Annotated in this window: 9 protein-coding genes; 2 read left to right on the top strand and 7 right to left on the bottom strand. The window is 69.5% G+C overall.

Annotation, left to right across the window (positions count from 1 at the left end; genetic code table 11):
• Positions 1-98 precede the first annotated feature (98 nt).
• Complete coding sequence (locus ACQEU1_RS08645; RefSeq protein ID WP_433211395.1) at positions 99-1,712, top strand: GMC oxidoreductase; 1,614 nt, start codon at positions 99-101, stop codon at positions 1,710-1,712.
• A 21-nt stretch (positions 1,713-1,733) separates the two neighbouring features.
• Here ACQEU1_RS08645 and ACQEU1_RS08640 read toward each other — a convergent pair whose 3' ends face one another.
• From ACQEU1_RS08640 to ACQEU1_RS08620, 5 genes are all read right to left on the bottom strand, one after another.
• Positions 1,734-2,213 (bottom strand): carboxymuconolactone decarboxylase family protein, encoded by a 480-nt coding sequence (locus tag ACQEU1_RS08640; protein ID WP_433198083.1) that lies wholly within the window; start codon positions 2,211-2,213, stop codon positions 1,734-1,736.
• Positions 2,210-3,289, bottom strand: coding sequence for an NAD(P)H-dependent amine dehydrogenase family protein (locus ACQEU1_RS08635; protein ID WP_433198081.1), 1,080 nt, complete (start codon positions 3,287-3,289; stop codon positions 2,210-2,212). The genes ACQEU1_RS08640 and ACQEU1_RS08635 overlap by 4 nt, the downstream gene beginning before the upstream one ends.
• A gap of 43 nt (positions 3,290-3,332) precedes the next feature.
• Positions 3,333-4,991 (bottom strand): discoidin domain-containing protein, encoded by a 1,659-nt coding sequence (locus ACQEU1_RS08630; RefSeq protein WP_433198079.1) that lies wholly within the window; start codon positions 4,989-4,991, stop codon positions 3,333-3,335.
• Between the two features lie 80 nt (positions 4,992-5,071).
• Positions 5,072-8,086 carry a GH92 family glycosyl hydrolase gene (locus ACQEU1_RS08625; protein WP_433198077.1) on the bottom strand — a complete coding sequence of 1,005 codons (3,015 nt, stop codon included), beginning with the start codon at positions 8,084-8,086 and terminating at the stop codon, positions 5,072-5,074.
• 56 nt (positions 8,087-8,142) lie between these two features.
• Positions 8,143-9,315 (bottom strand): ROK family protein, encoded by a 1,173-nt coding sequence (locus tag ACQEU1_RS08620; protein ID WP_433198075.1) that lies wholly within the window; start codon positions 9,313-9,315, stop codon positions 8,143-8,145.
• Between the two features lie 145 nt (positions 9,316-9,460).
• On the opposite strand from ACQEU1_RS08620, the gene ACQEU1_RS08615 reads away from it, so the two are divergent.
• Positions 9,461-13,477, top strand: coding sequence for a glycoside hydrolase family 3 C-terminal domain-containing protein (locus ACQEU1_RS08615; RefSeq protein ID WP_433198073.1), 4,017 nt, complete (start codon positions 9,461-9,463; stop codon positions 13,475-13,477).
• 1 nt (position 13,478) lies between these two features.
• Here ACQEU1_RS08615 and dinB read toward each other — a convergent pair whose 3' ends face one another.
• Together dinB and ACQEU1_RS08605 are read right to left on the bottom strand one after the other, a co-directional pair.
• Positions 13,479-14,669: a DNA polymerase IV gene (gene dinB / locus ACQEU1_RS08610; RefSeq protein ID WP_433198071.1), complete on the bottom strand. Its 1,191-nt coding sequence runs from the start codon at positions 14,667-14,669 to the stop codon at positions 13,479-13,481.
• A 37-nt stretch (positions 14,670-14,706) separates the two neighbouring features.
• Positions 14,707-15,663 carry a serine hydrolase domain-containing protein gene (locus tag ACQEU1_RS08605; protein WP_433198069.1) on the bottom strand — a complete coding sequence of 319 codons (957 nt, stop codon included), beginning with the start codon at positions 15,661-15,663 and terminating at the stop codon, positions 14,707-14,709.
• Between the last annotated feature and the right edge of the window lies 1 nt (position 15,664).

Raw genomic sequence — 15,664 nt, 5'->3', positions numbered from 1 at the left:
CGAGGGAACCGGGACTACCAGGTAGTGACTTGATCTACAAGCGCCGGTATAACTTGTTCTCATGCGCCCACAGTGAGGAAGATCACATGACCCACACAATGACGTGTGACAACGGTTTTGAAGGTCCTTCACGACGTTCGTTCATAGCTGGAACAGGTTCTATTCTTGGGGCAGTCGCCCTCGGGGGTGTCGCTCCGGTGGCACGGGCGGCGGCCTCGATCTCCGACGCGGCGGTCGTTCCCGCACTGGTGATCGGCACCGGCTACGGCGGCAGCGTGACGGCCCTGCGGCTCGCCCAGGCCGGTGTCGACGTCCACATGGTCGAGATGGGCATGGCGTGGGACACCCCCGGCTCGGACGGGAAGATCTTCGCCAACACGACGACCCCGGACCAGCGGTCCTTCTGGTTGCGGACCAAGACGAAGCAGCCGCTGAGCCACTTCCTGGGCATCCCGATCGACAAGACGATCCCGAAGTACACGGGCATCCTCGACGCGGAGGAGTTCTCCGGCATCACCGTCTACCAGGGACGTGGCGTCGGTGGCGGCTCGCTCGTCAACGGCGGCATGGCCGTCACGCCCAAGCGCGAGAACTTCGCGGACGTCCTGCCGACGGTGAACGCCGACGAGATGTACAACACCTACTACCCGAGGGCGAACGCGGAGCTCGGAGTGGGCCTGATCAGGGCGGCCTGGTTCGACTCGACCCCGGCCTACCAGTACGCGCGGGTCGGCAGGAAGCACGCCCAGCGGTCGAACTTCCCCTACGTCTTCGTGCCCACCGTGTACGACTGGAACTACATGGAGCAGGAGGCCGCCGGGACGGTGCCGAAGTCGGCGCTGGCCGGCGAGATCCTGTTCGGCAACAACTACGGCAAGAAGTCGCTGCAGAAGACCTACCTCAGCAAGGTCAGGGCGACCGGCCGCGTCACCATCTCACCGCTGCACCGCGTCATCGACGTCCGGCCCGCGACCGGCGGCTACAAGGTCACCATGGAGCAGCTCAACACCACCGGTGACGTGGTCACCGCCAAGGAGGTCACCGCGGCGAAGGTGTTCTTCGCGGCCGGCAGCGTCGGCACCAGCAAGCTCCTGGTCAAGTTCAAGGCCACGGGCGCGTTGCCGAACCTGAACGGCGAGGTCGGCAAGGGCTGGGGCGACAACGGCAACGTCATGTGCGGCCGCGCGAACCACATGTGGGACGCGACCGGCTCGCTGCAGTCGTCCATCCCGACCCTGGGCATCGACAACTGGGCCGCGGGCGGTGCGTTCGCCGAGGTGGCGCCGCTGCCGACCGGCATCGAGACCTACGCGTCGTTCTACCTGTCGATCACGAAGACGCCGAACCGCGGCACGTTCACCTGGAACGCCGCCGCCGGCAAGGCCGAGCTGAACTGGCAGACGGCGTGGAAGGAGGTCTCGATCAACGCCGCGAAGTCCATCTTCGACAAGATCAACTCGAAGGAGGGGACGATCTACCGGACCGACCTCTTCGGCGTGTACAAGATCTGGGGCGACCACCTGACGTACCACCCGCTGGGCGGCGCGATCCTCGGCAAGGCGACCGACAACTACGGCCGCCTGCAGGGGTATCCGGGTCTGTACGTGATGGACGGTTCGCTGATCCCGGGCAGCACCGTGGTGAACCCGTTCGTCACGATCACGGCGCTGGCCGAGCGGAACATCGAGAAGATCATCGCCACCGACTTCTGATCAGGTCCACTGTGGACGTGATCAGAACTTCGGCAGCACGCACATCGCGTCGAGGCCGAACACCCGGTTCAGCCTGCCGAACACGAGCCAGGCCCCGACGCTCATCGTGAGTTCCACGATCTCCACCTGCGTGTAGTGCTGGGTCATCCGCGCCCAGAACTCGTCGTCGAGACCGTGGTGATCCAGTGCGTACCGCTCGGCGTACTCCGCGGCCAGCTTCGCCCGGTCGTCGAGGGCGTCGGTGGTGCGCCACTGGGTCACCGCGTCGAGGAACTCCTCCTCGACCTTCACACCGTCGCGTTCGGTGCGGAAGTCCAGGCAGAACATGCAGCCGTTGATCTGCGCGATCCGCAGCCGCGCCGCCTCGAACTCGCGCAGCCCCAGCGTGGTGTGCTGGTAGACGGCGAGCGAGAGGGTGGCCGCGGCCATGCCGATGCCCGGCACGAGCTCGCCCCACACGTACCCGATGGGGTCCTTGCCCTCGGGGATGTCGATGTTCACGGCTTGCCCCTTCCGAGTTTGCCGGCGACCGGCCGCAGCGGGACGTCGAGCGCGTCGTACAGGCCGGGTTCCTGCTCGGCCAGCCAGTCGAGGGCGTTGACGATGCGGCCGACCGCCGTGGCGTTGCCGCCGGCGGACCGGTTCTCACCTTCGTCGACAGCCTCGACGGACACCTCGATGCGCGGCTGTCCCTCGATGATCACCTTGTGCGCGCCGTCGCCGGACGGCGGCATCGGCCAGTCCGTGGCGCACGAGGCGTGGATGCGGGTGACGTGCTCGATCACGATCAACGGCTCGCCGCCGACGATGCCCTGCACCTCGAACCGGATCGCGCCCTGCGTGCCCTGCTCGAACTCGCCCATGGTCCGCGTCGTGACGGTCTCGTCCAGTGCGCGCCGGTCGACGGTCTCGCGGATCTCCTCGATCTCGACGCCCAGAGCCCGTGCCATCAGCCGGATCTGCCCGCCCCAGATCATGGTCGGGACGGTCGGCATGATCATCGGCGCCTGGTAGTCGAGCGGCTGCCCGAACCCGATCAGCCAGCGCACCGCGTCGGGCTGGTCGTAGGTCGAGTAGTCGAAGATCTCCTGGCAGCGCACCGCGTCGATGGTGTGGCCGAGTCCGCTGACGATCAACGGCAGCACGTCGTTGCCCCAGCCCGGGTCCACGCCGGACACGAACAGCGACCCGCCGCCCTCCTCGATGGCTGCTAGAACCGGTTCTCGAAGCTCCGGTGGCGCGCTGCGGTGGTCGTAGAGCGCGTAGAGCGACGGCGTGACGACGACCGCGCCCGCCCTGATGGCCTTCGTGATGTCGGCGAGGGCGTCGTCAGGCCGGATGTCGCCGGAGGCCGCGTACACGACGGCGCGCGGACTCGCGGCCAGCACCGCGTCGATGTCGGTGGTGGCCGCGACTCCCAGCTCGTGGTCCAGCCCGGCGAGCTCACCCGCGTCCCGGCCGGCCTTCTCGGGGTTGTGCACGATCACGGCCGTCAGCTTCAACGCCGGATGGGCCTCGACGGCGCGAATCGCGCTGCGGCCCACGTTCCCTGTGCCCCACACCACTGTGGCGATCATGCGGGTAGCGTAACTAGAACACGTTTCAGTTTTCAAGGGTCCATCAGGTGTAGAGCTTCAGCCCCGCGAGCTGTCCGGCCGGCCAGCCGGTGTTGCCGGTGAACGTGAGGCGCACGTACCTGACCTGCGTGCCCGGCAGGGTGGCCGTCGCGGAGTTGCCGGTGGCGGGGTCGAACACGTACCCGTTCTGGGGTGCCAGGGGGCTGAACTGCTGACCGTTCGCGCTGCCTTCGATCGTCACCGTCTGGGTGCGCCGGCCCCACGCGGGGTTCGGTGGGAGCGCGAGCACCGCGCGTTTCAGCGCGGCGGCCGTGCCGAGGTCGACCTGGATCCACTGCGGGAAGGCGTTGTTCGCGCTCTCCCAGTACGAGTGCGGGTCGCTGTCGACGGCGAACCCGCTGCCGTAGTGCTGCGTCTGCGAACTTTGCGTGGTCGGGCGCCCGGCCGCCAGGTCGACGTCCGGCGTGGGCGGGCCGCCGATCCACGGCTGGGTGGGCCTGATCGCCGTCAGCGCGATCTGGCCCTTGAGCATCCGGCCGCCGTCGCCGGTGAGGCGCATGTAGTAGTCGGCAGAGCAACGGGTGCCGTCCTCGTCCAGCGCCAGGTAACCGGACCCGGCGGGCACGTCGGCCTGCGTCTCCGCGGTCTTGCAGATCTGGTTGCCCTCGTTGAACTCGTCGAACATCGAGATGTAGATGCCCTGCGCGCCCAGGCGGACCATGTTGTAGAACTGCCGCCACATGAAGTCGCCGTGCAACCGTTGGCGCGACCCGACATCGCCGGGCAGCACGCATGGCTGGTAGTCGATCCCGCGCGCGTTGCACTCGGCCTGGTCGGGCTGGTTCACGTTGGTGTAGAAGCGATCCGTGTCCGCCGGCGTGCCGATCCGGCCGACCATCCACGGCGAGATCATGTCGAACGACCGGTAGACGTTGCCGAAGCCCTGCCGCGAGTCCTCGATCTCCAGCCGCCAGTGCGTCGGCACACCGCCGATCACGTAGCAACCGCGCGCCTTGAACCAGTTGATCACGTCCTGGCAGGGTTCCGGCGCGAACGGGCGGCCGGGGTCGTTGAAGCCGAAGCCCCAGATGCAGACGACCGGCTTGCCGTTCTGCCGCGCGTAGGCGGGGGAGGAGGTGTACGCGGACATCTTGTTCAGCCAGTCGGTCTTGATCTCCGACTGCATGTTCGTCCAGTTCGTGACGTCGTACATGATGTAGAACTTGCGGCCGGTCGCCTCGGCGGCGGGCCGGACGTGCGCGGTCACGGCGTCGCGGATCGGGCCCTCGCCGCCGGTCGGGTTGAAGCGCTGCAACGCCGCCGTGTCGATGTTGTTGTCGCGCATCCACTGGAAGTGCACGTCGACGGTCTGGCGGTCGTAGTTGGAGAACAGCGTCGCGGGGCGTCCGTCGTTGAGGTTGGCGAACGCGGTCTGGTACGTGCGCGCGTAGTCGCGGACGTCCGGCCACGCGACGATCGAGCTGGTCGGGGGCGCGGGCGGCTGGCTCCAGTTGTTGTTCCAGTGCCACCAGCCGTCGATGGGGGAGTTGTCTCCCCGGCAGGCGAACCAGCCCTGGTATCCGACGGTGATCTTGCCGACGACGTCGCCGGGTGGGCTGGCCGCCCGCGCCGGGGCCTGCAGGACCCCCAGCGCGGGAACGGCGAGCGCGGTGCTGAGCAGTGTTCGGCGTGACAGGGACATCGCGAACTCCTTTGTCGGCGATCCGACTCCAGAGTGCAAGATGTGAACAGGATCACGCAAGAACTTGACGAACCGGAACTTTAGTCGCCGGGACAGAGGTGGAGTGGCAGGACCGTGCCGCCGGAGACCGCGACGTGGACCTTGGCGAGCACGAAGCCGGGGCCGGTGGAGAGCCGGAAGTCGGAGGCGGCGTTCTGCCGGTTGCCGAACCCGGCGTCGGGCAGCGTGAACGTCGCCTGTTTCCACGTGCCGGTGCCGGTGTTGGTCACCGACGGGCTCCCCTTGTAGGCCTCGGTCGTCGAGTCGTACTGCACGTTCCAGGTGGTCGTGCCCTGGTCGAGGTAGTCGACGGTGATCGTCGCGGTGTGCGCGCTGCCCGGCGGGACGAGGTCGTCGGTGACCGCGAAGTACAGGTACGGGCTGAGGGTCTTGCGACCTCCTTCGACCGGTTCGCTGCGGCCGTCGTCGTTGTCCCGGCGCTGCAGGCCGCACTCGGTGTCGGTGGCGGCGAGCGTCACGCACGTCGTCGCCCTGCCGTCCGCCGCCGCGACCGTGACGGTGATCGTCCCGCCGGGCAGGGCGCCGTCGTTGAAGCTGAACGGCACCGGGTGGTAGCCGGACGGGGTGTCCGCGGCGACGGTGACCGCGACCTGCTGGAGCCGGCCGTTCAGCACGCCGGACGACGGGGTGACCGTGATGCCCGGCGGTGGCTTGGCGGTCCAGCGCACGACGTCCGCGCGGCCGTCGGTGTCGACCGCGCCGACGGTGGCGTTGAACGACGTGCCCTGCTTCGCGACCACCTGGCCGGTCGGGCTGGTGTAGCCGATCGCGCCCTTCTGACCCTCCTGATAGGACGGTGGCGGCGAGTTCGTCGCCCAGGACTTGTTCGGCTGCGCGGACAGCTCGAAGTCCAGCGTGCCGCCGTCGCGCAGGATCGAGGCGGGCAGGGCGGTGTTGTTCCAGTTCCGGCCGTTGAGGGAGAGCTTCTGGACGTACGGCTTGTCCGCCGAGGCGGCCGGCGCGTTGATCGTGATCTGACGGCCGTTGGCCAGGTGGATCACGGCTTTCTGGAACAACGGGCTGGCGAGCGCGAGGTCGGTGGTGCCGGGCGTGACGGGGTAGGCGCCGAGCGCGGCCCACACGTACCAGGACGACTGCGCGCCGAGGTCGTCGTTGCCCGGTTCGCCGTTCGGGGTGGCCGAGAAGAGCTGTGTCTGGATGCGCCGCACGACCTCCTGGGTCTTCCACGGCTGGCCGGTGTAGTCGTAGAGCCACGGCGTCGCGAAGTCGACCTCGTTGCCCGACCACTGGTACGGCACGTTCGGGCCGGCGTTGAGCTGCTGGAAGAACACGTCGGCGCGCTGGTTGACCGCCTCGCGGCCGCCCATCGCGGTGATCAGGCCCGCCATGTTCTGCGGGACGAGGTAGTTGTACTGCGCGGCGTTGCCCTCGTCGAACCCGTCCTGCCCGAACTGGCCGGGCTTGGGCGGCACGAAACCGGGACCGGCCGGGAACGCCCCGGTGCTGTCCTTCGGGCGCAGGTAGCCGGTGCCGCCGTCGAAGACGTTCTGCCAGTTCTGGCCGCGAGTCGCGTAGGCGCGGGCGATGTCGGGCTTGTTCACGGCCTGGGCGAAGCGGGAGAGGGCGAAGTCATCGACCGCGTACTCCAGGGTCTGCGAGCCGCCGAGGCGCACGTGCCCCTGTTCCGATCGGTCGTTCGGCACGTACCCGAACTCCTGGTAGTCCACCACGCCCTGCCGTTGCTGGTAGGGGAAGCCCGGCGGGGCGGGTGTGGTCGCGCCCTTCAGCATGTACTGCAACGCTTTCGCGGTGTCGAAGTTCCGCGCGCCGAACGCGTGCAGCGAGGCGAGGAACGGGGTGGCGTTGTCACCGCTCATCACGCCGGACTCGGAGTTCATCACCGGCCACTTCGGCAGCCAGCCGAACTGCTCGGCGTCGTTGACCAGCGACTGGGCCAGGTCGCTCGCGACGTCCGGGCGCAGCAACGCCTGCAGCGCGGCGAGGCAGCGGTAGGTGTCCCAGAGCGAGAAGTTGGCGTACTGGACTTTCTGCGGGGCGCGGACGGCGTGGACCTGGTTGTCGAAGCCGATGTACCGGCCGTCCACGTCGCTGAACGTCGTCGGGTACAGCAGCGAGTGGTAGAGCGCGGTGTAGAACGTCCGCAGGTGCTCCGGCGTGCCGCCACCGACCTGGATCCGCGACAGGTTGTCGTGCCAGAGCTTCTTCGCCGCAGCCCTGATCGGGGCGAGGTCCCAGCCGGGGATCTCGGTGCGCAGGTTGTTCTGCGCGCCTTCGACGCTGACGAACGAGATCGCGATCTTGGCCTTCACGGTCTGGTTCGTGCGCGTGTCGAACGTGAGGTACCCGCCGGAGCGTGGGCCGGAGACGTCGAGTGTGCCCGGCTCGACCGTCGTGCCGTCCCAGCTGCCGACCGTCGTGAAAGGACGGTCGAACTCCAGCGCGAAGTAGACCGTGTAGCTGTGCTGCTTGCCGCAGAAGTCACCGGTGGTCGCGGACCCGACGACGGTCCGGTCGCCGGTGGTGCGCACGGACGCGGCCTTGTTGCCGTTGAGGCTCGCGCCCGCCTTGACCAGCACGCGGGCCTGGTCGGTCGCGGGGAAGGCGTAGGAGGCGAGGCCCGTGCGGGTCGCGGACGTCATGTCGACGCGGACGTTCGAGTCGGCCAGCATGACGGAGTACTCGCCGGCCTTCGCGGTCTCGGTGCTGTGCGAGAACTTCTCCGTGCGGTTCCACGGTGTCGTCCCGACGTCTCCGACCACCGGCAGGATCGGGACGTCGCCGTACTGGGTGCAGCCGACCGAGGCGTGCGTCAGGCTGAAGCCTCTGATCCGGTCGCTGTCGTAGTGGTAACCGGCGTACGCGCCGGGGGTGTCCGGGCTCCACTGCAGCATGCCGAACGGCACGGCGGGGCCGGGGAAGTTGTTGATCTGGCCGACCGACTCGCCGCCGCTGCCCGTGCCGATCATCGGGTCGACGTGCGAAACCGGGTCCGTGACCAGGGAAACGGCCGTTGCGGGTGGTGTGGTGACACCGAGGACGAGCAGGGCTGCCACCACGCTCCGTGATAACACAGTTGCACAGCGCATGGACTTTGACTATCGGTTTTTGATCAAACCTTGTCAATAGTCAGCAGGTTGGGGGCTTCGGCGAGCACGAGCGCCGCCGCACCACGGGCGCTCGCGCTGTCGCCGAGCGCGCTGTCCACGACTCGAAGCTCGCCGTGCAGGTCGCTCACCGAGTTGCGGCGCAACGCCTGGCGGATCGGCTCGAACAGCACCGCGCCCGCCGCCGCGAGCTCACCACCGACGACGACCAGCTGGGGGTTGAGCGTCATGACCGTCATGGCGAGGGTCCGGCCGACGGCCTCGCCCGCGTCCTCGACCGCGCGGACGGCACCCCGGTCCTTCGCGTCGAGCAACGCCATCAGCTCGGCCGTGGTGACCGTGCGGCCCCAGCTGCGCGACAGCAGCCGGGCGATCGCCGCCGGGCTCGCGATCGTCTCGAGGCAGCCGCGGTTGCCGCACCGGCACACCTCGCCGCGCGGGTCGACCGAGATGTGCCCGAGCTCGCCGACCAGGCCGTCGTGGCCCAGCAACATCCGCCCGTCGCACACCACCCCGGCGCCGATGCCGGCCGAGAGCCGCAGGTAGACCACGTCGTCGCAGTGCCGGGCCACGCCGTAGCGGCGTTCGGCGACCACGCACGCGTTGGCGTCGTTGACGACCAGGGTCCGCAGGCCGGTCCGTTCGGTGAGCATCTCGGCCGGTTTCGCGCCGGCCCACGCGGGCATGATCCCCTCGGCGCGCAGCATCCCCGTGCGGCGGTCGACCGGGCAGGCGATGCCGGCGCCCAGTCCCAGCACGGATCTTCGCTCGATCCCCGCGTCCTCCAGCGCGGCCCGCACCAGCCCGGCGGCGGTGGTGACGGCGTGCTCGGCCGAGCTGTCGACGTCGAGTTCCACGGTTCCGTCCCAGACCGGGGTGCCCGCCAGGTCGGCGAGGACCAGCCGGGCGTGGTCGTGCCCGAGGTCGAGGCCGAACGCGTACCCGGCCTCCGGCACGAGCGACACGACCTGCGGCGGGCGGCCGAGGCGGGTCGCCGTCGAGCTCTGCTCCCGCACGAGACCCTCGCGGGCCAGGTCGGCGACGAGCGTGCTGATGGTCGCCCTGGACAGACCGGTGTGCCGCACCAGATCGCCGCGGGAGACCTCGCCGATCTCGCTCACCGCCTGGAGAACGCGCAGGCGGCCGAGGCGCCGCAGGTTGGCCGGAGTCGCTGACACAGATCGACTTTAGCCGCCGACTTCTTCCGACTTTGAGCGAAAGTTTGTACCGGAACTCACGCAAATTCTTGACTTGTGTCCGCGATCGGCGGAACCGTGAACTCTGCGTTACGAAGGCTCACTCCGGTCCTGGCGGAGGCCCCCCATGTCGCGTCGCTTGCTGCCCTTTTTCGTTGCCGCGCTTGCCTTTTCCGGCGGTGTCGCGGCGTCGGTCCCGGCCGTCGCGGCCGCGGAGACACCGATCTACCGCGACACCCGGTACACGTTCGCGGAGAGAGCGGCGGACCTGGTGGCGCGCATGACGTTGCCGGAGAAGGTGCGGCAGCTGCACACCAACAACGCCCCGGCGATCCCTCGGCTCGGCGTGCAGCAGTACACGTACTGGAGCGAGGGCCAGCACGGCATCAACCGGCTCGGCGGCGACGCCGGCGGCGGTGGCCAGGGATCCGTGGACAACGTGAAGGCCACGAGCTTCCCGGTGAACTTCGCCGCCGCGATGTCGTGGGACCCGGCCCTGGTCCACGCGGAGACGACCGCGATCTCCGACGAGGCCAGGGGATTCCTGGACAAGTCGTTGTTCGGCAACGCGCAGAACAACATCGGCCCGGACGTGAACGAGTACGGCGACCTGACCTATTGGGCGCCGACCGTGAACATGGACCGCGACCCGCGCTGGGGCCGCACCGACGAGGGCTTCGGCGAGGACCCGCACCTGGTCTCGAAGATGGCCGGCGCGTTCGTCAACGGCTACCAGGGCAACACGATCGACGGCGTCGCCACCACCCCGTACCTCAAGGTGGCGGCGACCCTGAAGCACTACGCGCTCAACAACGTCGAGGACGACCGGCTCTCCGGCAACTCCGCGACCACCGAGGCCGACCTGCGGCAGTACTACCTCAAGCAGTTCCAGAACCTGATCGAGCACGACCACGCCAGCGGCCTGATGACGTCGTACAACTCGATCAACGGCACGCCCGGCGCGGTGCACGGCTACCTCGTGAACCAGCTGGCGCAACGCACCTACGGCTTCGACGGCTACTCGGTGTCGGACTGCGACGCGATCGCGACCGTCTGGCAGCCGCCGCCCACCGGCCACCTCTGGGCGGCGCCGGGCTGGCGTTCCGCGATCGAGGGCGCGCAGGTGGTGTGGACCCAGACGTCCACGGGCCGCAAGATCCCGGCCGCGGCGGGAGCGCTGGCGTGGGGGCTCCGCGCCGGGACGCAGCTCAACTGCGAGGGCGCCAACGCGACGCTCGCCAACGTCCAGGCCGCGATCGACGCGGGCATCCTGTCCGAGGGAGTGCTCGACGCGTCGCTGGTGCGGGTGTTCACGACGCGGATGGCGACGGGGGAGTTCGACCCGGCCGACCGGGTTGCCTTCACGAAGATCACCAGGTCGGTGCTGGAGAGCCCCGCGAACCAGGCGCTCGCCACGAAGGTCGCCGACAACTCGGTGGTGCTGCTGAAGAACCAGAACGTGCTGCCCGCCGACCCCGCGCGGACCTCGCGGGTGGTGGTGCTCGGTGACCTGGCGGGCAAGGTCACGCTCGGCGGGTACAGCGGCAAGCCCACCCACACGGTCAACGCCGTGCAGGGCATCCAGGCCGCGTTGCCGGGCGCGTCGGTGCTCTTCGACGCGGCTTCGACGTCCACCTCCGCGACCGGCCCGGCGGTGCTGTCGGACGCCACCAGGGCCGCGGTGCGCGCGGCGGACCTCGTCGTGGTGTTCGCGGGCACGGACATGGAGGTCGCGCGGGAGGGCAAGGACCGGCCGAACATCGCCATGCCGGGCAACTACACGTCGTTGATCGACCAGGTGTCGGCGTTGGGCAACCCGCGCACGGTGCTGGCGATCCAGGCGATGGGGCCGGTGACGTTCGACCAGGCGAAGGTCCCCGCGGTCGTGTTCAGCGGCTACAACGGCCAGAGCCAGGGCACCGCGCTCGCCAACGTGCTGTTCGGCAGGCAGAACCCGGACGGGCACCTCAACTTCACCTGGTACCGCGACGACTCGCAGCTCCCGCCGATGCAGAACTACCGCCTCAACGCAGCGGGCACCGGCGGCCTCGGCCGCACCTACCAGTACTTCACCGGCACGCCGACCTACCCGTTCGGGTACGGCCTGAGCTACAGCACGTTCCGCTTCGCCAACGCGACCGTCGACCGCGCCACGGCCTCACCGAACGACACGGTGAACGTGAGCCTCGACGTCACGAACACCGGCTCACGGGCGGGAACGACGGTCGCCCAGCTCTACGCCGCCACTCCGGGCGCGGGTACCGGTGACGTTCCCCGGCAGCGACTGGCGGCGTTCCGGAAGACCGGCCTGCTGCAACCCGGTGCGACGCAACGGGTCGTGCTGCCGGTGAAGATCCGCGACCTCGCCCAGTGGGACACGGCGGGCAAGCGCGAGACGGTCCCGGCGGGCACCTACCAGTTCCGGCTGGGCACGGACGCCGCCACGATCACCTCACGGCTCGACGTCCGGGTCAGCGGAACCGTGACGCCGCAGGTGAAGCACGTGACCGTGCAACCGGAGGCCGTGGTCCACAAGCCGGGGCAGACGTTCGACCTCCGAGCGCGGAACCGTTGGCTGGCAACCGACACGACCGTCACGGCGGATCGCGTGGTCGAGGCGGTCAACGACGACCAGACCTTTGTGGACCTCAGCCGTGCGCAGGTCTCCTACCGCAGCAGCGATCCCGCCGTGGTCTCGGTCGACGCGCAGGGGATCGTGCGGGCGGTCAAGGACGGCGCGGCCACCATCACCGCGACCGTGAACGGCGTCTCCGGTTCGGCGCCGATCATCGTCAGCGGCACGCTGACCAGCACCGTTCCGTCGATCCTGGCAGCCGGGACCTCCAGCGTCGCCACCACGACGTTCACCAACGGCAGCGCGGCGGACGTGCGCGGGCTGACCGTCGCGATCACCACCCCGACCGGCTGGACCGCGACGCCGACGACCCCGACGACGTTCGACCGAGTTCCGGCCGGGGCGTCGGTCACCGTCCGCTGGAACGTCACCGGCACCTCGACACCGGGTTCGTACCAGCTCGGCTTCACCGCGACCTCGGCGTTCGGCACGTTCACCTCGGACGGCACGGTCAAGGTCCCGTACGGCTCGGTGCAGGCCGCCTTCACCAACACCGGCATCTCCAACGACAACCAACCTGTCTCGGGCGCGTTCGACGGCAGCGGCCTGAACTACTCGGCCCAGGCCCTCGCCGCCGCAGGCCTGGCACCCGGACCCGTGAGCGTCGGCGGCATCGGCTTCACCTGGCCGCAGCCGAACGTGCCGAACAACGTCGTGGCGGGCGGCCAGGTCGTGCCCGTGAACGGCTCCGGCAGGCTGCTCGGCTTCCTCGGCTCCAGCGCGTTCGGCAGCACCTCGGCCCCCGGCACGATCGTCTACGCCGACGGCAGCACGCAGAGCTACTCGCTGTCGTTCGCCGACTGGTGGTCCGGCAGCGCGCTGCCCGGCACGTCGATCGCCGCCACCACGCCCTACCTCAACGTCGGCCCGAACAGCACCCGCCAGGATCAGCGCGTGCACGTCTACCTGGCGTGGGCGCCGCTCGACCCGGCCAAGACCGTGAAGTACGTGGTCCTGCCGGACATCGCGCCGGCCCAGGTGCCGAACAACCCGGCGATGCACCTCTTCGCCGTGGGCATCGGCACCTCGACGGAGGCGGTCGTCGGCGCGGACCTCGGCGGCACCGACGTCCCGCACGGCGCGTGGATCAAGGACGGCGACGACGGCCGGACCGTCCCGATCACCGTCGGCGGCAGGACCGGGCGCACCACCACGGGATCCGCGTCCCCGTTCATGTACTTCGACCTCGACGACAGCGTCGTGCCCGGCGGCGCCTACCAGGCCGCCGCGCACGTCACGTACTTCGACCGCGGCACCGCGACCTGGAACATCCAGTACGACTCCTACGGCAACGTCGGCAACAACGCCTACCGCGACTCGGCGTTCGTCACGAACACCGGCACCGAGACGTGGAAGACGGCGGTGATCCCGTTGCCGGAGGCGGCTTTCCTGAGCCGCCAGAACAACCACTCCGATCTGCGGCTGCAGATCGGCACGAACGGGCAGGCGATCGGCCAGGTGAAGTTCGTGGTGGGCGGCGGCAACGTCGTGCCCATCCACCTGATGTAGGTCAGTCGGGCAGCAACGGCACGGAGATCCCCGGATCACGGCCGAGCAGCGCCGCCCGCGTCACGGACCTCGATCCGAACCGGTCGCGCACGACGTCCAGCGCGGCGTCGAGCGCGGCCGGTTTGCGCTCCTCGAACGGCAGCACCAGCTGCATCGGCGTGTCGTTCTGCAGGTTGGTGAGCGACAGCCCGAGCAACGTGATGCCGCGGGTCTCGATCATCGGCATCGCCCCGGCCAGCAACTCCCGCGCCGCCGCCAGCAGCACCTCGGTCTCGGTCGTGGGATGCCGGAGCGTGTGCGAGCGGGTCGCGCGGCTGAAGTCCGCGAACCGCAACCGGAGGATCACCGTCCGGCACGCGCGTTCGGCCGTCCGCAACCGGCGGGAGATGCCGTCGGCCAACGACGCGAGGATCGCGTCCAGGTCGTCCCGGGTGCGTTCGCGACGGCCCAGCGCGCGTTGCGACCCGATCGACCGGCGCCTCCGTCCTGTTTGGACCGGACGCGGGTCGTGGTTGTGCGCCAACGCGAACAGGTGCCTGCCCGCCGCCTTGCCGATCATCGACACGAGCGCGGTCTCACCGAGCTTCGCGACCTCGCCGACCGTCCGCAGGCCCAGCCCGTGCAGCTTGGCGGCCGTCACGTCACCGACGCCCCACAGCCGTTCGACGGGCAACGGGTGCAGGAACTCCAGCTCGCCCTCGGCCGGCACGACGAGCAGCCCGTTCGGCTTGGCCACCCCGCTCGCGACCTTGGCGAGGAACTTCGTGCGCGCCACCCCGACCGTGATCGGCAGCCCGACCTCTGCCAGCACGGCCGCCCGCAGGCGTGCGGCGATCACCTCCGGAGGGCCCGCGATCCGGTGCAGGCCACCGACGTCGAGGAACGCCTCGTCGATCGACAGGCCCTCGACCAGCGGTGTCGTGTCGCGGAACACCTCGAACACGGCCTTGCTCACCGTCGTGTACGCCGAGAACCTGGGCGGCACGACGATCGCGTGTGGACAGAGCCGGCGTGCCTTCGCCCCGCCCATCGCGGTGCGCACCCCGTACGCCTTGGCCTCGTAGCTCGCCGCCAGCACCACCCCGCCGCCCACGATCACCGGGCGTCCGCGCAGCTCAGGCGCGTCCCGCTGCTCGACCGACGCGTAGAAGGCGTCGAGGTCGGCGTGCAGGATCGGGGTGCTCACGAACACATGTTCGCATCCTTCACCCGTTCAGAACAGTGCCTGCTCACGTGAGCGCGCGGGCGATCGGCCAGGCGCCGGGGGCGGTGTTGGACAGGACGGTGACCGTCGTGCCGGTGTGCGGGTCGTGCGTGGACTTGAACGACGCGCCCGCGTCGTAGCCGGCGAGGATCACGGTGTCGGTGGTCTCGTGCAGCCAGAACCCGAGCCCGTACCGCAGCGACTCCTCGGGCACGTGGTGGCGCGGCCGCGTGGCGACCTCGGCGTGCGGGCCCGCGAACAACGCCTGCCAGAACTTCGTCATGTCGCCCGCGGTGGTGTGGATGCCGCCGTCACCGTTCGGCACGACCGGCAGGTGGAAGACGTTCGTGCGGTCCGAGCCCTCCAGGTAGCCGACGGCGGCGTCGCCGGGGAACTCGTCGGAGCGCAGGAAGTCCGTGCGGGTCATGCCGGCGGGCTGGAGCACCCGCTCGCGGACGAGGTCGTGGTAGCCGCGCCCGCTGACGCGTTCGGCCAGCAGCGCGAGCACCACGAAACCGCCGTTGCAGTAGCCGAACCGTTCTCCCGCCGGGAACTTCGTGGGAATGCCGTCGAGCAACGGCAGGAAGGCCTCGGTCGTGGTCAGCTCGTGCACCGCGCCGATGACGTGGTCGTTCGCGTCCCAGTCGCCTTCCTCGTCGAGGTAGTCGCCGATGCCCGAGGTGTGCGTCAGCAGGTGCTCGACCGTCACGTCGGCGGCGATCAACGGCAGGTCGTCGCCGAGGATCTCGCGAGCCGTGGTGGCGAGCGCGAGCTTGCCCTCGTCGATGAGCGAGAGGATCGCCAGCGCGGTGAAACCCTTGCCGCCGCTGGCGATGCCGAACCGCGTGCCGACGGTGTTGGGCACGCCGTACGCGCGGTTCGCGAGCCCGTAGGCCTTTTCGAACTCGACCTCCCCGGCGCGGTCGACCCGCACCACGCCGGAGAAGCCCGTCTCAGCTGCGATGTCGTCGATCTGCGCCATT

Origin of the sequence: Lentzea sp. CA-135723, from assembly GCF_050936595.1 — a bacterium.
GTDB lineage: Bacteria > Actinomycetota > Actinomycetes > Mycobacteriales > Pseudonocardiaceae > Lentzea.
The sequence above is the reverse complement of the archived record's forward strand: the minus strand, read 5'-3'. Positions and strand labels throughout refer to the sequence as shown.